This window comes from Bifidobacterium sp. UTBIF-78 (genome assembly GCF_006408945.1).
Taxonomy (GTDB): domain Bacteria; phylum Actinomycetota; class Actinomycetes; order Actinomycetales; family Bifidobacteriaceae; genus Bifidobacterium; species Bifidobacterium myosotis.
Map to the genome: position 1 here is coordinate 1 of NZ_JFAO01000001.1, position 20960 is coordinate 20960.

General features: G+C 60.7%; 11 protein-coding genes and 1 tRNA gene. 9 read left to right on the plus strand and 3 right to left on the minus strand.

All coding sequences use genetic code 11. The features are described from left to right. Positions 1 to 40 precede the first annotated feature (40 nt). Complete coding sequence (gene yicI, locus BG22_RS00005; protein ID WP_140491877.1) at positions 41 to 2407, plus strand: alpha-xylosidase; 2367 nt, start codon at positions 41 to 43, stop codon at positions 2405 to 2407. 87 nt (positions 2408 to 2494) lie between these two features. On the opposite strand, the gene BG22_RS00010 is transcribed toward yicI, so the two are convergent. The 3 genes from BG22_RS00010 to BG22_RS00020 all read right to left on the minus strand — a co-directional run bounded on the left by BG22_RS00010 (position 2495) and on the right by BG22_RS00020 (position 8648). Next, positions 2495 to 3724: an acetate/propionate family kinase gene (locus BG22_RS00010; RefSeq protein ID WP_094667612.1), complete on the minus strand. Its 1230-nt coding sequence runs from the start codon at positions 3722 to 3724 to the stop codon at positions 2495 to 2497. 374 nt (positions 3725 to 4098) lie between these two features. Beyond that, positions 4099 to 5769 carry a phosphate acetyltransferase gene (gene pta, locus BG22_RS00015; protein WP_169834069.1) on the minus strand — a complete coding sequence of 557 codons (1671 nt, stop codon included), beginning with the start codon at positions 5767 to 5769 and terminating at the stop codon, positions 4099 to 4101. A gap of 401 nt (positions 5770 to 6170) precedes the next feature. Then, positions 6171 to 8648 (minus strand): phosphoketolase, encoded by a 2478-nt coding sequence (locus tag BG22_RS00020; protein ID WP_094667611.1) that lies wholly within the window; start codon positions 8646 to 8648, stop codon positions 6171 to 6173. Positions 8649 to 9093: 445 nt separating this feature from the next. On the opposite strand from BG22_RS00020, the gene guaA reads away from it, so the two are divergent. The 8 genes from guaA to BG22_RS00060 all read left to right on the plus strand — a co-directional run bounded on the left by guaA (position 9094) and on the right by BG22_RS00060 (position 20359). After that, positions 9094 to 10656, plus strand: coding sequence for a glutamine-hydrolyzing GMP synthase (guaA, locus tag BG22_RS00025; protein WP_140491879.1), 1563 nt, complete (start codon positions 9094 to 9096; stop codon positions 10654 to 10656). 1458 nt (positions 10657 to 12114) lie between these two features. Then, positions 12115 to 13596, plus strand: coding sequence for a DUF1846 domain-containing protein (locus tag BG22_RS00030; protein WP_140491881.1), 1482 nt, complete (start codon positions 12115 to 12117; stop codon positions 13594 to 13596). Positions 13597 to 14066: 470 nt separating this feature from the next. Next, positions 14067 to 16076, plus strand: a complete 2010-nt coding sequence (locus BG22_RS00035; RefSeq protein ID WP_258186128.1) for an acyltransferase family protein — start codon at positions 14067 to 14069, stop codon at positions 16074 to 16076. A gap of 118 nt (positions 16077 to 16194) precedes the next feature. After that, complete coding sequence (locus BG22_RS00040; RefSeq protein ID WP_094667606.1) at positions 16195 to 17217, plus strand: ribose-phosphate diphosphokinase; 1023 nt, start codon at positions 16195 to 16197, stop codon at positions 17215 to 17217. Between the two features lie 225 nt (positions 17218 to 17442). Then, positions 17443 to 17513: transfer RNA gene (locus BG22_RS00045), tRNA-Gln, on the plus strand. Positions 17514 to 17605: 92 nt separating this feature from the next. Next, on the plus strand, positions 17606 to 18988 hold the full coding sequence (glmU, locus tag BG22_RS00050; RefSeq protein ID WP_140491883.1) for a bifunctional UDP-N-acetylglucosamine diphosphorylase/glucosamine-1-phosphate N-acetyltransferase GlmU: 1383 nt from the start codon (positions 17606 to 17608) through the stop codon (positions 18986 to 18988). A 3-nt stretch (positions 18989 to 18991) separates the two neighbouring features. Further along, positions 18992 to 19447 carry a ribosome silencing factor gene (gene rsfS, locus BG22_RS00055; protein WP_258186129.1) on the plus strand — a complete coding sequence of 152 codons (456 nt, stop codon included), beginning with the start codon at positions 18992 to 18994 and terminating at the stop codon, positions 19445 to 19447. A gap of 183 nt (positions 19448 to 19630) precedes the next feature. After that, positions 19631 to 20359 (plus strand): histidine phosphatase family protein, encoded by a 729-nt coding sequence (locus tag BG22_RS00060; RefSeq protein ID WP_140491885.1) that lies wholly within the window; start codon positions 19631 to 19633, stop codon positions 20357 to 20359. Positions 20360 to 20960: the final 601 nt, after the last annotated feature.

A 20960-nucleotide genomic window follows, 5' to 3' on the forward strand; every position in this document is an offset into this window, starting at 1 on the left:
AAATAAATGGATATACAACTCAATTAGAAAGTAGACTCTCATGAAATTCTCTGATGGTTATTGGCTGACCCGCAACAATGTCGATGCGATGTTTGCTAGAGAAGCCTATGAATTATCCGTGGATGCGGAACGAAAGAGCGCGGAAGTTCTGGCTACTACGAAAGTCATAGCGGATAGAGGCGATACGCTGAATCTACCGACTTTCACCGTACGAATCAGTTCTCCTCTCGAGGGAGTGATTCGAGTGGAAGCCTTACATTGGAGTGGAACGGCTGAAGACCCCGGATTCCCGCTGTCATCCGATGCCGGGGTTTCGCCTGTTACGGATATTACGAATGAATATTTGTCGTATAGTTCTGGAGATCTCAAATGTACGGTCAAGAAGGGTGCTCCATGGAATCTATCGTTTTCTGCACATGAAAGAGTGCTTACATCATCCTATGGCAAATCATTGGTTCGTTTTAAATTAAATGCATTGTCTCCTGTATCTACCCAACCTGTTGGAGATTTGGGTGTGTGCGCCAGCGGTCGTGCTGTAGATGAATCTGAGGTTTTCACGAGCATTCAGCTTGATTTGGGTGTGGGAACCACCGTATATGGATTTGGCGAACGTTTTGAACCGTATGTCAAGAACGGTCAATCAATTGATATTTGGAATTCCGATGGTGGAACTTCCAGTGAGCAAGGATATAAAGATATTCCATTCTACCTTACTAGTGATGGATATGGGGTCTTGGTCAACAATAGAGGTCATGTCTCCTTTGAAGTCGCTTCGGAGAACACCGATGCTGTACAGTTTGCGGTGCCAGGGGAGAAGCTCGACTTCTGTGTCATCTATGGTCCGACGCCAAAGGATATCCTCAATCGCTATACTGCTTTGGTTGGGCGTCCGGCGAATGTGCCGGCTTGGTCGTATGGTTTGTGGCTTTCCACATCGTTTACCACCCGATATGATGAAGCGACGGTGCAATCGTTCATTGATGGTATGTCAAAGCGTGATGTTCCTTTGTCGACGTTCCATTACGATTGCTTCTGGATGAAAGAATTCCAGTGGACCGACTTCACATGGGATGCCCGGTTCTTCCCGGACCCAACGAAAACCTTGCAACGATGGCATGACAAAGGTCTGCATGTGTGTTGTTGGATTAATCCATATATCGCCCAACGAAGCGCTTTGTTCGACGAAGGCGCGGACAACGGCTATCTACTGAGAAAACCAAACGGTGATATCTGGCAGACGGACCTTTGGCAGGCGGGAATGGGCATCGTTGATTTTACGAATCCTGCAGCCCGGGAATGGTTCAAGGATCACATCAAGCAGCTGCTGAAAATGGGCGTCGATGCCATCAAGACGGATTTCGGCGAGCGTATTCCGGTTCAGGCGCAATGGTTCGATGGCTCACAGCCAGCGAGTATGCACAACTGGTATACACAGCTGTACAACCAGGCCGTTTTTGAAGCGATTACCGAAACCCGCGGTACCGGCGAAGCCATCCTGTACGCACGCTCGGCGACCGTGGGAGGACAACAGCAGCCTGTGCATTGGGGTGGTGATTGCGAATCCACATTCCGTGGTATGGCACAGACGCTACGTGGAGGATTGTCCCTGGTCTCGTCCGGGTTTGGCTTCTGGAGTCATGATATTGGTGGATTTGAAGGTGAGAAACCGGATTCAGCCGTGTATAAGCGTTGGATACCATTCGGCCTGTTGGGATCCCATTCGCGTCTGCATGGCTCCAAGGTGTATCGTGTTCCGTGGCTCTTCGACGAAGAAGATGAAAAGAACAATGTTGAATTGGTTCCGGGACAAACCGCAGTGGATGTGCTCCGTAAATTCACCAAGCTGAAACTTGAATTGATGCCTTACTTGTATCATATCGGGCTGCAGCCTCATCTCAATGGCACACCAGTGATGCGTTCCCTGTTCATGGAATTTCCGGATGACCCGGCATGCCGTTCACTGGACAGGCAGTACATGTTCGGGCCTTCTCTACTGGTGGCACCTATCTTCAATTATTCTGGTGAGGCATCCTATTATCTGCCACATGGTGTCTGGACGAACTGGTTCACCGGCGAAACGGTACAAGGAGGCGTCTGGCGCAACGAGATTCATGGTTTTGACTCAATCCCATTATGGGTACGCGACGGCAGCATCATCGTGACCCATCCTGGTGCGACGAGACCGGATTATGTATATGGAGAGAATGCTATAGTTTCCGCATTTCTTAATGATGTTGAAACTGCAGAGGCAACTGTCAGCGAAATCGATTCTTCCTCTGTCGTGTTCACTGCTCGACGTACTGAAAACGGCATCGAGATCAAGAGTTCCGATGGACGACCATTTAAGGCTCGATTGGGAGGCTCTGGTCGTGTCGTTGAGGCGAGTAGGGGAGCTGCTACCCTGTAACAATGAATCTGACCTTTGGATAGTTGAAAGGCCCTGATGAATCTGAAAAGGAATCATCAGGGCCTTTGGCGGATCAGAGGTTCACAATCACTTGGCAAACTTGTTGCCGTAGGTGTCCTCGCCGGCTTCCGCGATGGCAGCGGACTTACGGGCGATGGCCAGCTCCTCGTTGGTCGGGATCACGGCAATGATCACGGAGGAGTCCGGGGTGGAGATGATGCGCGGCTGCTTGGAGCGGGTCGCGTTCTTCTCCTCGTCCAGTTTGACACCGAACGGAGCGAGCTTGTCGCACACCATCTTGCGCACGATGTCGTCGTTCTCACCGACGCCGGCGGTGAAGGTGATCACGTCGCAGCCACCCATCTGGTAGGTGTAGTTGCCGATGTAGCTCACGATGCGGTGCACGTAGACGTCAAGGGCCAGCTTGGCGTCCTCGTTGCCCTCGGCCACCAGACGGTGGACCTCGCGCAGATCGCCGAAGCCGGTCATGCCCATCATGCCGGAGCGCTTGTTGAACAGGGTGTCCAGCTCGTCCACGTTCATGTGGGCATTGCGGATCAGGTGGAAGACCACGGCCGGGTCGATGTCACCGGTACGGCCACCCATGACGAGGCCCTCGAGCGGGGTCAGGCCCATGGAGGTCTCGACCGGCTTGCCGGAGACCTCGGCGGAGGCAGAGGCACCGTTGCCGATGTGCAGCACGATCTGCTTGAGGCCCTCGGCCGGCTTGCCGATGACGTCCGGCACCACGGAGGAAATGTACTCGTGGGAAGTACCGTGGGCACCGTAACGACGGATGTGGTACTTTTCGGCGATGTCCTTGTTCAGCGCGTAGGTGCTGGCGGCCTTCGGCAGCTGGAAGAAGAAGGAGGAGTCGAAGACGAAGATCTGCGGCACGTCCGGCAGCAGGGAGCGCATGACCTCAGCGCCCTTGGCCTCCGGGCCGTTGTGCAGCGGGGCGAGGACGGCCAGATCCTTGACCTGGTTGATGGTCTTGTCGGTCACCAGGGCCGGCTTCGGGAAGATGGAGCCGCCCTGCACCACACGGTGGCCGACGGCCACGATGCCGGCTTCGGACAGATCCGGGCCGTACTCCTTGAAGAAGCCGAGCACGCGCTTCAGACCCTGCTCGTGGTCGTGGATCGGCTCCTCGAGCTCGTGCTTCTCGCCGTTGTACTCGTGCTTGTAGTGGCCGTCGATCGGCTCGCCGATCTTCTCGACGAGACCGGAAGCGAGGCCTTCGCCGGACTCGAGGTCAACCAGCTGGTACTTGATCGAGCTGGAGCCGGAATTGATGACAAGGACGGTTTTCGCCATTGTGGGCATCCTCCATTGTGATTTGTCTGTTTCCCGCTGACACGGGTTACCGTAAGTCAGATTACTCGTTGCTTACTACAAAACTATTGCAGGAATGGTCGTGGCCGATGTTGATGGATGGGGCACCGGACACGCTCCGGGCCGCTCAGGCCGAGTCTTTACGGTCCGGTACCCCATCCATCAACATCGGCCACTCATAGCAATGCGAATCTCGAGGATTCCCATTGACCTGCAGATGACTTGATGATTCTGCGCAGTGTTTGGGGTGGATGTTGCGGTGCCGGACCGTAGGCTTGGCCGAACGGCCTTGAGTGTGTTCGGCACCGCAACATCCACCCCAAACACTGCAAAATGCCGCAAGGAGGAGAGCAGAACTACTGCGCTTCGATGGCGGTTAGGGCGATGGTGTTGATGATGTCCTGCACCAAGGCGCCACGGGACAGGTCGTTGACCGGTTTGTTGAGTCCCTGCAGCACCGGACCGATGGCCAGTGCGCCGGAGGAGCGCTGCACGGCCTTGTAGCCGATGTTGCCGGCGCACAGGTCAGGGAAGACGAACACGTTGACGTGTCCGGCGACCGGGTCGCCCTTGGCCTTGGTGGCGGCGACGGTGGGGGACCAGGCGGCGTCGAACTGGACGGAGCCGACCACCGGCAGGTCCGGAGCCTTCTCCTTGAGCAGCCTGGTGGCCTCCTCGACCACGTCCACGTCCGGGCCCTTGCCGGAGCCGAGGGTGGAGTAGGAGAGCATGCCGACCTTGGGGTCGATGCCGAACGCGCGGGCGGTTTCGGCGGACTGGAGGGCGATCTCGGAAAGCTGCTCGGCATCCGGGTTGAGGTTGATGGCGCAGTCGGCGAACACGGCCACATGGTTCTTGAAGCACATGAGGAACGCGCCGGAGACGAGCTTCTGACCGGGTTTGGTCTTGATGACCTGCAGTGCCGGACGCACGGTGTTGGCGGTGGAGTTCACGGAGCCGGAGACCAGACCATCCGCGTATCCGAGCACCACCAGCATGGTGCCGAAGTAGCTCGGGTCCGTGAGCTGCTGGCGGGCCTGCTCCTCGGTCATGCCCTTCTTGGCGCGCAGCTCGCACAGCTTGGCCACCATCGGCACGAGCACGTTCTCGTCGTTCAACGCCTGGAAGCGGGCACGGTTCAGGTAATGGAGGCCGAGCTCCTCGCCGCGGGCCAGAATGGCGTCCTTGTCGCCCACGATGATGAGGTTCACGATCTCGCGCTCGAGCAGGTAGTCGGCCGCCTTGATGATGCGGTCCTCCTCACCTTCGGGCAGCACGATGGTCTTCTTGTTGGACTTCGCCTTGCCGAGCAGGCCGAACTGGAACGCGTACGGGGTGATGGGCGCGGTCACGTCCACGTCGAGCGCCGCGAGCACCTCCTCGGTGGGTACGTTCTTGCGGAAGGTCTCGAGGGCGAGGTCCTTGCCGGATTCGTCGGTGAACTGCACCTGGGGGAGCGTCCACACCGGCAGGCCGTACTTGGCCAGCGTCTCCTTGACGGAGAAGGCGTGACGGGATTCGCAGCCGGTCACGAAGATGCCGAGCACCTTGTTACCGGCGGCCTCCATGCCTTCGATGGAGAGCTTGACTGTCTCGTCCAGCTCGTGCGGCCAGCGGTCGATGGTGGCGATGGTCAGGAACACGCCCGCCTGCAGGTCGGCCGCCACATTGGCGTTGAACTCGTAGGTGGTCGGGTCGTTGACGTGGGAGCGGTCGGTGCCCACGATGAGTGCGGCGTCGGCACGGGAGACGTCCATCGCGTCGTTGAAGGCGCCGACGATGTCGCCGCGAGCCGTCTCCTTGTCGGCGCGCACCTTGTGGATGTCCAGTCCGGTGGACAGGGCCACGCCGAGGCCGGCGTTGGACGCGGCGAGCAGGATGGGGGTGAAGTCGTCGTGGTTGGACACGGCGGGGCGGAACACCATGGTCTTGTACTTCGAGGTCAGCGCGTTGAGTACGCCATAGGCCACTACGTTGCGGCCGTTGGCGCCTTCGGGGCTGGCGATGTATACACGGGTGACGGTCACTGGTCTGTCTCCTTTGATTTCACATATAGGGACCTCACTCATTGTACTGACAATCAGTCGCGTTCGGTGGTTAGGCGCGGGGATATCGTGGCCGACGGAATGCGGTCGGTGATTCGATCGGAGACTCAGTTGTCGATTCAATCACCGATTTAATCGACGATTCGGTCCGCTGGATACAGTGGCGAGGCAAGGCCGCAACGATGACATAGCAGGGCCACAATGACAGGGCCGGCGGGGGCCACGGCGAGGCGCACAACGACGGATTGAAGGGACAGGTCTGCATATGGCAGTCCATCAAAAACAACGAAAACAACGAAAACAACGAAAAGGGCCCGGGATTCGTCCCGGGCCCTTTCCTATGCCGTTAGGCTATCTCACAGTGAACTACCGTGAAGCGGTCATCACTCGTTGTCGCCAGCGGTGGCGGCGGTGGCGGTGACGGCACCCTTCTCGGAGGTGTTCAGGCCGGAGTACACCCAGTCGGTGTAGTCCGGGTGATCGTAGCCGTGGTCCACAGCGAACTGGAAGGCCTCGTCACGGAACTTCTCGAGCTCGTCGATCTTGGCGGCGTACTTGTCGGCGTCGATCATGCGCAGGGCCTCAGCGGTCAGCTCGTAACGATCGATCTCGTTCACACGCACCATGTCGTACGGGGTGGTGGTGGAGCCCTCCTCCTCGTAGCCGTGGACGTTGAAGTTGTCGTGGTTCGGGCGATCGTAGATCAGGCCGCGCACGTCGTGAGCGTAGGAGTGGTACGCGAACAGCACCGGCTTGTCGGCGGTGAAGATGTCGGCGAACTCCTCGTCGGACAGGGCCTCGTCGTTCTCCTTGGCGGACTGCAGAGCGAGCAGGTCAACCACGTTGACGACCTTGAACTTGATGCCGAGTTCCTTCAGCTTGTCGGAAGCGGCCATGATCTCCTGGGTCGGGACATCGCCGGCGGCGGCAAGCACGATCTCAGCCTCATCGTTGGACTTCGCGGTGGAGGCCCAATCCCAAGCGGCGGCACCCTTCTCGAGCTCGGCACGAGCCTCGTCGAGGGACAGCCAGGTGGCGGCCGGCTGCTTGCCGGCGATGATGGCGTTGATCTTGTTGGTGGACTTGTAGCACTTCTCGGCGATGGCCAGCAGCATGTTCGCATCGGTGGCGAAGTAGATGCCGATGACGTGGTCGTTGTGGAAGCACTTGTTCAGCAGCAGGGAAGTGACACCCGGGTCCTGGTGCGAGAAGCCGTTGTGGTCCTGACGCCAGACGTGGGAGGAGACCAGCAGGTTCATGGAGGCGATCGGCTTGCGCCACGGAATCTCGCGGACGGTAGCCTCAAGCCACTTGGCGTGCTGGTTGAGCATGGAGTCGATCACGTGCACGAAGGACTCGTAGGAGCTCCAGATGCCGTGACGACCGGTCAGCAGGTAGCCCTCGAGGAAGCCTTCCATCTGGTGCTCGGACAGCTGCTCGACGACCTGGCCGGAGACGTGCATGTGCTCGTCGACCTCGTCGGAGATGTAGCCGGCATCCCACTGCTTGTTGGTGACCTCGTAGGAAGCCTGCAGACGGTTGGAAGCGGTCTCATCCGGTCCGAAGATGCGGAAGTCGTGCGGGTTGTTCTTGATGATGTCGCGGGTGTAGACGCCGAGACGACGGGTGGCCTCGAGCTGGCCCCAGCCGTGGCCGTACTTCTCGACTTCCTTGACGGCGTAGTCCTCGATGTTCGGGAGCTTCAGGTCGTCGCGGATCACACCACCGTTGGCGTTCGGGTTGGCACCGATACGCAGCTCGCCCTTCGGCATGAAGGCCAGGACATCGTCCTTGACGGCGCCGTTCTCGTCGAACAGCTCCTCCGGCTTGTAGGACTCGAGCCAGTTCTTGAGGACCTCGAAGTGGGCCTCGGTGTCGCGGGCGGAAGCCAGCGGCACCTGGTGGGAACGCCAGGAGCCCTCGGTCTTCTTGCCGTCGATGTACTTCGGGCAGGTCCAGCCCTTCGGGGTGCGGAAGATCAGCATCGGGTAGAACGGACGGTGCACGTTGTCGGTCTGGGCGGTCGCCTTGATGTCGCAGATCTCGTCCCAGATGGTCTCCCACAGCTCGGCGAAGCGACGGTGGATGGACATGTGGTCCTCATCGTCGAAGCCGGCGACGAACTCGTACGGCTCGTAGCCCATGCCGTGGAAGAACTCGTGGAGCTCCTCGTCGGAGATGCGGGACAGGATGGTCGGGTTGGCGATCTTGTAGCCGTTGAGGTGCAGGATCGGCAGCACGATACCGTCGGTGCGCGGGTTCACGAGCTTGTTGGACTGCCAACCGGTGGCCAGCGGGCCGGTCTCGGCCTCGCCATCACCAACGATGGCCGGCACGAACAGGCTCGGGTTGTCCATGATGGCGCCGTAGGCGTGGGACAGGGCATAACCCAGCTCGCCACCCTCGTGGATGGAGCCCGGGGTCTCCGGAGCGAAGTGGGACGGGATGCCGCCCGGGTAGGAGAACTGACGGAAGAACTTCTGCAGACCAGCCTCATCCTTGGTGATCTTCGGGAAGGTCTCGGTGTAGGTGCCGTCCAGGTAGGACTGGGAGGTACCGGCCGGGCCACCGTGGCCCGGGCCCATGATGATCACGGTGTTCTGGCCGTGGTCGGCGATGAAGCGGTTGATGTGGCCGATGAGGAAGTTCAGGCCCGGGGTGGTGCCCCAGTGGCCAACCAGACGGTGCTTGACGTCCTCGCGGGTGAAGGGCTCCTTCATCAGCGGGTTGCTGCGCAGATAAATCTGGCCGATGGAAAGGTAGTTGGCGGCGCGCCAGTACTTGTCAACGCCTTCGAGGGATTCCTCGGAAACCGGAGCGTTGAGCTTCTTCCAAGGGGTGCCAATAACAGGACTCGTCATGTGTACTCCTGTACTCCTGCACGTATCCGTGCGATTGATTATTTCTGTTCGGTCGCGGGCCCTGGTTCCTTACGGCACAAGGGTTTCCGTTCCCAATCACTCGTCATGGTACGAGGACAACACGACTTTTGAACGATTTCTTGCGGGTGTGTTCGGAAATGTTATGAAAATAGCGCATTTTGTGTGATTCATTGGCTTGATTGTCCTAATCGTATTTTGCGACCAGGGGAGCAGGAATGGCGTAAAACAGCGAAAAATCAAGGATTGATGTCGTATTGCGACGTTCGATTTAACGAAGTTAACACCGGCGTGTTGTTTCTTGCATGCATGTAGTTTGTTCGTATTTCGCACATAGTTTTATGCGTGTCGGGCTTGTCTGCTTGACCGGTGATAATCGGTGTGTTGCAACCCACGTAAAATCCCAATGAACGTTAGGGGAATATCAATGGCAAACGGTCCTGTGCTTGTCGTCGATTTCGGCGCCCAGTATGCCCAGCTCATCGCCCGCCGTGTGCGTGAGGCCGGAGTCTATTCCGAACTGGTCCCGCATTCCATGCCGGTCGACGAGATCCTGGCCAAGGATCCCAAGGCGATCATCCTTTCCGGCGGCCCGGCCTCCGTGTTCGAGCCCGGCGCGCCGACCATAGATACCAAGGTGTTCGAGTCCGGCGTTCCCGTGCTCGGCATCTGCTATGGCTTCCAGGTCATGGCCTACGAGCTCGGCGGCAAAGTGGACAAGGCCGCCTTGGGTGAGTACGGCAAGACCGAGGCCATCGTGGACGATTCCGAGGGCATCCTCGCCGGCTCCCCGGCCGAGCAGACCACGTGGATGAGCCATGGCGTGGCCGTCGAACAGGCCCCGGCCGGCTTCGAGGTGCTCGCCCACACCGAAGGCGCCCCCGTGGCCGCCATGGCGGACGAATCCCGCAAGCTGTACGGCGTGCAGTGGCACCCCGAGGTCAAGCACTCGCCGCTCGGCCAGCAGCTCATCGAGAACTTCCTGCACCGTTGCGCCGCGCTGCCCAATGATTGGAACGCCTCCAACATCATCGACGAGCAGGTCAAGAAGATCCGCGAGCAGGTAGGCGACGCCGAAGTGATCTGCGGACTGTCCGGCGGTGTGGACTCCGCCGTGGCAGCCGCTCTCGTGCACAAGGCCATCGGCGACCAGCTCACCTGCGTGTTCGTGGACCACGGTCTGTTGCGCAAGGGCGAGGTCGAGCAGGTCAAGCACGACTTCGTCGAGGCCACAGGCATCCGTCTGATCACCGTGGATGCGGCCGACGACTTCCTCACCGCCCTGAAGGGCGTCTCCGAGCCGGAGCGCAAGCGCAAGATCATCGGCGAGAAGTTCATCCGCACCTTCGAGAAGGCCCAGCAGCAGGTGCTCGAGGAGGCCGGCGCCCGTGGCAAGGAGGTCAAGTTCCTCGTGCAGGGCACGCTCTACCCGGACGTCGTGGAGTCCGGCGGCGGCGACGGCGCGGCGAACATCAAGAGCCACCACAACGTCGGCGGCCTGCCCAAGGACATCAAGTTCCAGCTCATCGAGCCGCTGCGCACCCTCTTCAAGGACGAGGTGCGCGCTATCGGCACCGAGCTCGGTCTGCCCGACGAGATCGTCTGGCGTCAGCCGTTCCCCGGCCCGGGCCTCGGCATCCGCATCATCGGCGAGATTACGCGCGAACGCCTCGACCTCCTGCGCGAGGCCGACGCCATCGCCCGTGAGGAACTGTCCAAGGCCGGTCTCGACCGCGATATCTGGCAGTGCCCGGTCGTGCTCCTCGCCGACGTCCATTCGGTCGGCGTCCAGGGTGACGAGCGCACCTATGGTTCCCCGATCGTGCTGCGCCCGGTAAGCTCCGAGGACGCCATGACCGCCGACTGGTCCCGCGTCCCCTACGACGTGCTCGCCACCATCTCCACGCGCATCACCAACGAATGCCGCCAGATCAACCGCGTGGTGCTGGATTGCACTAGCAAGCCCCCGGCAACCATCGAATGGGAGTGACATTCAGCGATGGAGCGTTAGCTGCGTTGCTCCTCGGTCGCGGTACCTGTTGCGCTGCGCGCAACCGTCGCAGCATAGTTGCTCCCTTCGCCTGGGGGCAGTCCACTGGACTGTCCCCTATACGGCTCAGCACCTTCCTTCGGTGCGCCTTGCTACCGCACGCATCGCTGAATGTCATCAATAATCGAATGATGGAGCGTCCTCGTTGTTGCTCCTCGGTCGCGGTACCTGTTGCGCTGCGTGCAACCGTCGCAGCATAGCTGCTCCCTTCGCCTGGGGGCAGTCCGCTGGATTGTCCCCTATACGGTTCAGCGTCTTTGTCTCCCGCGTCTTGCTACCGCACGCGTCTCACATTATTCCTTATTGAGGAACGGTGTTCTCGGCGTTGCACCTCGGTGCGCCTAGGGGACACACACATCAACCTTGTTGATGACAGTGAATATTGTTGGCTCTGTTCAACCAGAATTGACATGGATTAATCAGCGTGAGTTGTGAGTGGGTTGATTCCCTGGGAAAATCAACCCACCGATTCACTTCGTATGTCAAGTTGGTTGGACGGAGCCATTGTTGTTGCGGCGAGGTTCTATTCGGAACGTATCGGGTGTCGTATTTCGATACTCGTTGTCCGTATTCGATGGGATACATGGCACTGTCGCCATTATGGATGTTCTAGTGGTCCATCTCTTAAATAATTGAGGGCTTCAGCTTTTTCTCTCTCCCCAGTCAGCTTCCTGACAGTCCCTCGTCAGGAAGGACCGATACCACTCAAACAATTGCGGGATGGACCACTAGTGGTCCATCTTAAATAATTGGAGGGGCTTCAGCTTTTTCCCTCCTTTAGTCAGCTTTGCTGACGGTCCCTTGTCAGGGGAGGACCGATACCGCTCAAACAATTGCGAGACAGGCCACTAGCGTTGCTGCCAGGCCAAATCTTGGTCCACCGGCAACGGCTATCAATGCTGGCGTCGCCGCCGGGCCAGAGGATGGCCGGCAAACGACGTAACAGCGTCACTCAGTGATCTTTTCCGGTCATAGACTGGCCGCGCGGCGACGGTAGGCACGAATTGGCGTCGTCATCCGGCCACGGGCTGGCCGCCGGACGCCGCTGGATGACGGCAGCGTCGCCGTCCAGCCATGATTTGGCCCGATAACAACGCTCCCGCATCGTCTCTGCGCGTGAATCAAGGCCGAAACCATACTGTGCAACCGTTAATCATGATTCCGCAGGCATTATGTGTCGCTATAGAGAATGATTGGGGCTGTAACCGTACGCAAAACACCTGCGCATGCGGAAATACGGTTCGAGACGTTCGAGCATGCGGTCTCGAGGTTCGTCGTAAAAAGTGAGCGTTAAACCGGTCTGGGTGTGCGGCTGCAGGGTGTGTGACCGCAGGACTTCCGGTATAATCTTTCCGTTTACGCCGACGTTTGGAAGTTTCGAAAGGGATGCCGACCCATATGCGACAGGGATTCGACAACGAGAAGTACATCGAGCTGCAGGCCGCCAACATCCGCAGGCGCATCGCGCAATTCGGCGGCAAGCTGTATCTGGAGTTCGGCGGCAAGCTGTTCGACGACTACCACGCCTCGCGCGTGCTGCCCGGTTTCCAGCCGGACACGAAGTTCCGCATGCTCGAAAGCATGGCGGCGGACGTCGAAATCGTCATCGCCATCAACGCCAACCACATCGAGCAGGGCAAGACCCGCGGCGACCTGGGCATCCCCTATGACGAGGATGTGCTGCGCCTCATCGACATCTTCCGTTCGCGCGGATTTCTCGCGAACTCGGTGGTGCTCACCCAGTACGCCGGACAGCCCGCCGCCGACGCCTACCGCCACCGCCTCGAGCAGCTGGGCGTCAACTGCTATCTGCATTACCCGATTCCCGGCTATCCCCATGACATCGAGCGCATCGTCTCCGAGGACGGCTACGGCAGGAACGACTACGTCGCGACCAGCAGGCCGCTGGTCGTGGTGACGGCCCCCGGTCCAGGCTCGGGCAAACTCGCCACCTGCCTTTCGCAGCTCTACCATGAGCATCGCCGCGGCATCAACGCCGGCTACGCGAAATACGAGACGTTCCCGATTTGGAACCTGCCGCTGAATCATCCGGTCAACATCGCCTACGAGGCCGCCACCGCCGATCTGGACGACGCGAACATCATCGATCCCTTCCACCTCGAGGCCCACGGCGAGACCACCGTCAACTACAACCGCGACGTCGAGGCATTCCCGGTCCTCAAGGCCATGATGGAGCGGATCATGGGGGAGAGCCCCTACCAGAGCCCCACCGACATGGGCGTCAACATGGCCGGCTACGCGATCTCGGACGACGGGGTCTGCCGCGAGGCCGCGAGACTGGAGATTGTACGCCGCTACTTCACCGCGTGCGTGAATCTCAAGCGCACCGGCACCGGCGAGGAACAGGTCGAACGCCTGCGCTCCATCATGAAGAAGGCCGGCGTGGACGAGAACCTGTCTCCCGCACGCGCGGCGGCGCTCGCCAAGGAGGAAATGACCGGAGCGCCGGTAGGCGCGATGGTCCTGCCCGACGGCCGCCTCGTCACCGGTAAGACCGGCGTGCTGCTCGGCGCGGCCAGCGCCCTGCTCATGAACGCGCTCAAAAAAGTCACCGGCGTGGACGCGGACCTGCCGGTGATCGATGACGCCGCCGTCGAGCCCATCTGCCGCCTCAAGACCGAGCACCTCAACAGCATGAACCGCCGTCTGCATTCCGACGAGACGCTGATCGCGCTGTCCATCACCAGCGCCACCAGTCCACTGGCCGCCCGCGTGATCGACGGGCTCGAACAGCTGCGCGGCGCCGACGCCTTCTTTTCGGTCATCATCTCCTCGGCGGATGAGGAGCTGTACCGCAAGCTGGGCATCAATGTGTGCTGCGAGCCCAAGTACGAGCGTGTGAGTCTGTATCACAAGTGAGTGAGGCCTCCGCTTGCCGAGGGAAGCGGGAGCAGCTGGGGTTCTGTTCGCGTTGGCGGCGGGGCGGCTCCCAATCGCCGACGGGAGCGGAAAAGGGCCGGCTCCCGACGGTACGGTGACGTTCATGCGCCGGTGGCTGCCATCCGCTCCGATATCAGGCTTTTCCGATTGTGGTGTGTAAGGGACATGCGTTTTCATTGCTTAGGTACATTCGACGTTTCTTAGGCACATATTCATCGGTGCCTTGCGCGGTATGCCTGCCTTGTTGTGTCGTTGTTGTGTCGTCCTGTTCTTTGGAACCTGCCTAAGAAACGATGGATGTACCTAAGTATGTTCCATACGAAGCCACTTATCATCGCCGATGCCGGCGCTATGCCTGAGCACCCATCTGGTCCGATTGGCGCACTGTCGCCGTCTGTTGCTGTAATACCTAGCGAGAAAGAAGCGGTACGAAGGCAAGAGAAGTAGCAGTGACAACAGCGGTGCACAGGCGTTTCGACAGGCATTACATAGGACTGGACGGCATCAAGGGACTGGCCCTCATCGCCATCGTGCTCTACCACTGCATGCAGCAGGTGTTGCCGGGCGGTTTCTACGGTGTTGACGTGTTTTTCACCGTATCCGGCTTCCTCATCGGCGTGAGCCTGTTCCGCTCGTTGGCGCGCACCGGTTCGGTGAACCTTGCCCGGTACATCCCGCACCGCGCGGTGCGTCTGTACCCGGCGCTGTTCCTGCTGATTCCCGTCATCGTGTCTGCGGGTTGGTTGTTGGACCGAGACCTTCTGGTGAACATCCGTGACCAGATCATCACGGTGCTGCTCGGTTGCTACAACTGGTACGCCATCGCCGGCGGGCAAAGCTACTTCGACCAGATGAATCCGCAGGTCTTCCGGCATCTGTGGTTCATCGGCGTGCTGATGCAGTTCTATGTGGTCGTGCCCCTGCTCGCATGGCTGATGTGGAAGATCCGCCGCACGCATTTGTCCGCGGTGATTCCGCTCGCGCTCGCGGCCGGCAGCGGCTACGCCATGTGGACCCTCTACCGGCCCGGCGGCGACCCGACCCGCGTCTACTTCGGCACCGACACCCATGCCGTGGGACTGATGCTTGGGCTCGCATTGGCTTGGTGGGTGACCGCTCACGAGTTGAACCATCCCCGGCCCAAGCCCGTGGCTCGGTCAGTGAGTTCCATCGTGCCGTCTGCGCTGTCTGCACCATCCGCTCCGGACTACGCTCCGGACACGTCGGCTACGCCAGCGGCATCCGGCAAGATACCGGAGCCTGTGCCGCTGCCGGACAATCTGTCCGACGCGACCCAACGACCCGACACCATGCACGTACCCGAACCGCTCTCCGCGAGCATCTGGCGGGCCGTGGCACCCGTGCTGGCGTTCCTGAGCCTCATCGCTCTGATCGTCATGGCGGTGTGCGGCAAGCAGAACGACTTCGCGTTCCGAGGTGGCATCATCATCTCCAGCGTGCTGGCCGTGCTGCTCATCGCCGGCACCATTTCGACGGATTCCTGGATGCAGGATCTCATGGTGTTTCACCCGCTCAAAGCGCTGGGCGCCTACTCCTACGGCATCTATCTGTGGCATTGGCCGTTGTGGCTGCTGTCGCGCGCCCTCGCCCCGAAGCTGTTCCCGGTGCCCGGCCCGTGGCCGCTCGGCATGACCGCCGTGCTGACGGTCATCGCCGCCGTCATCTCCTGGATGATGGTCGAAAAACCTGCGGCGCGCCGGTCGGCCCTGTTCGTGATCCTGCCGATTCGCCATCCCGGCGCCGGCCACATCGTCCGCGCGGTCGTGGTGGACGCCATACTGGTTGCCTCGCTGTTCGGCGCCACGCAGGGTGTCATGGGTGCGCCGGTCAAGACGGCCATGCAGCTCGAGCTTGAGCGGCAGGCCGAACAGCTCGAACAGACGCAGCGCAAGGAACACGTACTGCTGCGTCATCAGGTGCCGAAGCCGCCCCGGCCGAAGTTCGCGATGCCCACTGGCGACCAGATCACCGCCATCGGCGATTCGGTCATGCTCGCCTCCTCGCAGGGCCTGTCCAGCGTGTTCCCGGGCATCCAGACCGATGCGGCCGTCTCCCGCTCCATACTGGTGGCGCCCGGCATGATTCAGGAGGATCTTGCCGCCGGCAGCCTGCGTCAGTGGATAGTGGTGGGGCTCGGCACGAACTCGGCAATCACGCCGGACGAGCTCGACCAGGTGTACAACGAGATCGGTTCGGATCGTGTGCTGGTGCTGGTCAACGCGCACGGTGACCGTACTTGGATTCCGCCCACCAACCAGGTGCTGGCGGATTACGCCGCCGCCCATCCCGACAATGTGGTGCTGGTGGACTGGGATGCCGCGGCCAACGCCAATCCGCAGGTGTTCGGCGCCGACGGCATCCATCCGAGCATGGACAGCGACCTCTACGCACAGACCATCAAGAAGGCCATCGCGCGATGGATCGGCCCCGCCCGATGACGTGCGCGGCGGTCAGTTTAAAGGGAGCGTGAACGACAAGCAACGCAAACGTGTCCTCATGGTCGCCAAGCACGTCTAGACTGATGAATTGCACTAACGAGACCACACGTTGGGAGTAATGGTGAGCGCAATCCTCGAGGGAAAGCCCGATAAGAATCTCATTCTCGTCACGGGAAGGATTCATCCGAAACTAGCCGAAGATGTCGCCGAACAATTGGGAATCGATCTGCTGGAGACCACAGCATACGATTTCGCCAACGGCGAGATGTACGTGCGTTACACCGAATCGGTGCGCGGCGCCGATGTGTTCGTACTTCAAAGCCACTACAAGCCCATCAACAAGGCGATCATGGAGCAGCTCATCATGATCGACGCCCTGAAGCGCGCATCCGCCCGCTCCATCACGGCCGTCTGCCCGCTGCTCGGCTACTCTCGCCAGGATAAGAAGCACCGCGGCCGCGAGCCCATCTCCTGCCGCCTGATCTTCGACCTGCTCAAGACCGCCGGCGCCGACCGTATCATGTCCGTGGATCTGCATGCCGCGCAGTCCCAGGGCTTCTTCGATGGCCCGGTTGATCATCTCATCGCCATGCCGGTGCTTGTGGACTACATCCGTGACCGGTTCAAGGACCATCTGGACAACGTCGCCGTCGTCTCTCCGGACGCCGGCCGCATCCGCGTGGCCGAGCAGTGGGCCCAGCGCCTCGGCGGCGGCCCGCTCGCCTTCGTCCACAAGACCCGTGACATCACCCGTCCGAACCAGGCTGTCGCCAACCGCGTGGTCGGAGACGTGGTCGGCAAGGACTGCGTGCTCGTGGACGACCTCATCGACACGGCCGGCACCATCGTCGGTGCATGCCGCGTGCTGCAGGATGCCGGTGCCAAGTCGGTCACCGTCGTGGCCACGCACGGCGTGCTGTCCGGTCCCGCCATCGACCGCCTCAAGAACTGCGGCGCCCGCGAAGTGGTGCTCACCGACACGGTGCCGATTCCGGAGGAGAAGCGTTGGGACGGCCTGACCGTGCTGTCCATCGCCCCGCTGCTCGCCGGCGCCATCCGTGCGGTGTTCGAGGACGGTTCCGTGGCCGAGCTGTTCGACACGTACCCAGAGCATCACGGACAGGGCTTCCTGTTCGCCTGACCGGTCCGGGCGCGCACGAGTCGTTCCGGTCTTCCGGCTTGGCCTCAAGGAGAGGATTCGTCCTATCGGGCCCAGCCGGAAGACGATTGGATGCGGAAGACGGTTGGATGATCGTTGGATGACCGCGCGTGCCGAACCGTTCCGGCACACGTCTCGGAGTGGCGTATGATGCCAAATTCCGAAACGTATGGTATAAATGAACACTTGTGGGCGAACGCCCACGATTCCCCCATGGTGTAATGGCAGCACACGGGTCTTTGGAACCCTTTGTCTTGGTTCGAGTCCAGGTGGGGGAGCTGGCGACGGCCGTCCGACATCCGGGCGGCCGTCTATTGTTTTGCAGTGATTGCGAAGCACGGACAATCCAAACGAAGGGAAACACGTCGGTATGACACTTTCCGCAGCCATCGTCCTCGCCGCCGGCGAGGGTACACGCATGCGTTCCAATAAGCCGAAGGTACTGCACACGTTCGCGGGCAAGACCTTCCTGAACAGGGTCATGAACTCGGTGGCCGCACTGGAGCCCGCCACATTGGCCGTGGTGGTGCACTTCCAGGCCGAACGCGTGGCCGAGGCCGCCCGTTCCTACAACGAGCACGTCACCATCGTCAATCAGGACGACATCCCCGGCACCGGACGTGCCGTCCAGTGCGCGATGTCCCAGCTTGCCGAAAACGGCGGCATCAACGGGCCCGTGCTCATCGCTGCGTCCGATATGCCGTTGCTCGACAGTGCGACCCTGCGTCAGCTGGTCGAGTTCCACACCGTCTCGGGTAACGGCGCCACCGTGCTCACCACCATCCTCGACGACCCGACCGGATACGGCCGCATCATCCGCGATCCGCAGGGCAACGTGCTGCGCATCGTGGAACAGAAGGACGCCAACCGCAGCGAACTCGCCGTGCAGGAGGTGAACACGTCGGTCTACGTGTTCGACGCCAAGCTGCTGGCCCGCGCCATCGCAGACCTCAAGTCCAACAACGCCCAGGGCGAGTTCTATCTGACCGACGCCCTCGAGACCGCGCGCTCCGCCGGCAAGGTCGGCGCGTTCACCGCGCCCGATCCGCTCACCGTGGAGGGTGTCAACGACCGTGTGCAGCTCGCCGCGCTGGCCAGGACGTACAACCGCCGCGTCTGCGAGCACTGGATGCGTGAGGGCGTGACCATCCTCGACCCCGAGACCACATGGATTGAGGATGACGTGACGATCGGCCGCGACGCCACCATCCTGCCCGGCTCCTTCCTGCAGGGACACACGGTGATCGGCGAGGACGCGATGATCGGCCCGTACACCACGCTCATCGACGCTGTCGTCGACGACGGCGCCACCGTCGAACGCTCCCGTGTTCAGGAATCGCATATCGGCGCCCGTACGAACATCGGCCCGTGGACCTATCTGCGCCCCGGCAACGAGTTTGGTGAGGACGCCAAGGCCGGCGCGTTCGTGGAGATGAAGAAGGCGCACATCGGCAACGGCACCAAGGTTCCGCATCTGAGCTATGTGGGCGATGCCCAGCTCGGCGACCACACCAACATCGGCGGCGGCACCATCACCGCCAACTACGATGGTGTGCACAAGAACCGCACCCGTATCGGCTCCGGCTGCCATGTGGGGGCCGGCAACCTGTTCGTGGCCCCGGTCGAGGTGGGTGACAACGTCACCACCGGTGCCGGCTCCGTGGTGCGCCACGCGGTGCCGAGCGACACGATGGTCTACTCCGAGAACACGCAGCACAACGTGGAGGGCTGGAAGCCCGCCTGGGAGCGCTGAGCCATGCCCGCACTCCAGGACTCCATCGACGCCGTGCGCGTGGCCGCACAGTCCGCCGACCGACTTAAAGCCACCGATATCGTGGCCTTCGACGTGGCCGACCTGCTCGGCATCACCGATATCATGATGATCGCCGGCGCCTCGAACGAACGTCAGGTGCTGGCCGTGGCCGAGGAGATCGAAAAGGATCTCTACCTCAAGTGCGACGGCCGTCAGGCCCGGTCCCGCGAAGGCCTTACCGAAGGCCAGTGGGTGCTGTTGGACTACGGCGACTTCGTGATTCATGTGATGCACGAGGAATCGCGTGAATTCTATGGGCTCGAACGCTTGTGGAGGGATTGCGAGACCATAGACCTGAATCTTGAACATCCCGAGACGGCCGGCGGGGCCCTCGAGGGAGTCGAGAGGGAAGCCGGTTCCGTGGTCGCCGACGGCGAACCTGACATCGAGACGGCATAGGCATATCGGCATATGACCGGTCGTTGGGCCCGCGCCCGGCGGCCGGTCATTATGGTAGATGCCGGCAGACGGGCATTATGGCGGACTATCCGCCGTGTCGCCCTCGGCAAGAACACACAACGGCAGACAGCACGCAGACGGTATCCCCATCATTCCGGATGCGCGCACGAGTGAGGAGTGTCCATGGCAATCCAGCACGTCCGGTCCATTTTCCTGGTCCGTCACGGTCGTACGTCCTACAATGCGCAGCATAAGCTTCAGGGGCAGGTTGACATCCCCTTGGACGCCGTCGGGCAGTGGCAGGTGCGTCAGACCGCCGCCGCGCTCAAGGACCTGTACGTGGACCGTCGTCCCGAGACCGACCATCGCATCATCGTGTGCTCGGATCTCTCCCGTGCGCACGCCACCGCACAGGCCTTCGCCGACGTGCTGGGCGGCGAGGAGGTGCACGACGATCCGCGTGTGCGCGAACGCAGCTTCGGCCACTGGGACGGCCATGCCGTGGCCGAACTGGCCGAGCGGTATCCCGAGGACTTCCGCTCGTGGATGGAACACCGCGGCGGCGAGCTGAAATACGACGCCGAACCCAAGGAGCATGTGGGGGCGCGCGGCGTGGAGGCGCTCCGGGATTGGTCCACGCGTGCGGGGCTTGACACTGACCTGTTCGTGTTCTCCCATGGTGCATGGATTGCGCAGACCTTGCAGACGCTGCTCGGACTGAGTCGTGTGGACGACACCTTCGCATCGGTGGTCTCCATGCGCAACGCCCATTGGGTGCGTCTGGTGCCGATGGACGTGCACGGTGGGTCCGACGGGGCTGGCGAGTCTGGCGAGTCCGTGCGCTGGCGGCTTATGGATTACAACCATGGGCCCGCCATCGCGGACACGGATGAATGGGAGCGGGAACGCTGACGGGCCGTGCCTGTCCGCGCATCAAGTGGCACGATTCGCCGTATGGGGGTTATTTCCGTAAATGGGGGCAATATTTCGTGCCCCCATTTACTATTTCCGGCTGTTTTTAGGAATCGGGACAACTCCCGTCGAAAGCCGATTGCTGGCGAATACCGTGAGAATGGCCTGATTTCAATGTTTTTGAGGTTACTGGTTTTTGCACGATCTGCATGTGAACCGGTTTTCCGTCGAATGGTGGCAACAAGATTTGCCCCCATTTGCTGAAATGGTTCGTTTGGGCCGATTGTGGCAAAGCTGATCGTGCCAAGCCGCGTGTGCCAAGCCGCATCTTCGGGATGATTGTTTTCGGCGCGTATCTGCGCACGACTCTCATCACCTTGGAGCGGCATGATTCCGAACACAGGGCGAGCCAGAAGAATCCTCGGGAACTCATGGTTGCAGCCCATGGCCTTCGAGGGGCTTGAAATGCCGGAAAACGTTGCAATGACGGGGGAAAATTACACATATGTGATTTCGCGACACACCGAGTGTTGCCTTATCTGCAAACTCGTCGTAATGTATACAAGGTCCAAAACGGGACACACAATTGAAAAACGGGGCT

What these genes read in the sequence shown, in the direction of transcription:
- BG22_RS00020 (WP_094667611.1), bottom strand. Translation starts at nt 8,648, where the DNA reads ATGACGAGTCCTGTTATTGGCACCCCTTGGAAGAAGCTCAACGCTCCG.
- rsfS (WP_258186129.1), top strand. Translation starts at nt 18,992, where the DNA reads ATGCCCGCACTCCAGGACTCCATCGACGCCGTGCGCGTGGCCGCACAG.
- BG22_RS00060 (WP_140491885.1), top strand. Translation starts at nt 19,631, where the DNA reads ATGGCAATCCAGCACGTCCGGTCCATTTTCCTGGTCCGTCACGGTCGT.
- BG22_RS00010 (WP_094667612.1), bottom strand. Translation starts at nt 3,724, where the DNA reads ATGGCGAAAACCGTCCTTGTCATCAATTCCGGCTCCAGCTCGATCAAG.
- yicI (WP_140491877.1), top strand. Translation starts at nt 41, where the DNA reads ATGAAATTCTCTGATGGTTATTGGCTGACCCGCAACAATGTCGATGCG.
- BG22_RS00040 (WP_094667606.1), top strand. Translation starts at nt 16,195, where the DNA reads ATGGTGAGCGCAATCCTCGAGGGAAAGCCCGATAAGAATCTCATTCTC.
- BG22_RS00030 (WP_140491881.1), top strand. Translation starts at nt 12,115, where the DNA reads ATGCGACAGGGATTCGACAACGAGAAGTACATCGAGCTGCAGGCCGCC.
- glmU (WP_140491883.1), top strand. Translation starts at nt 17,606, where the DNA reads ATGACACTTTCCGCAGCCATCGTCCTCGCCGCCGGCGAGGGTACACGC.
- guaA (WP_140491879.1), top strand. Translation starts at nt 9,094, where the DNA reads ATGGCAAACGGTCCTGTGCTTGTCGTCGATTTCGGCGCCCAGTATGCC.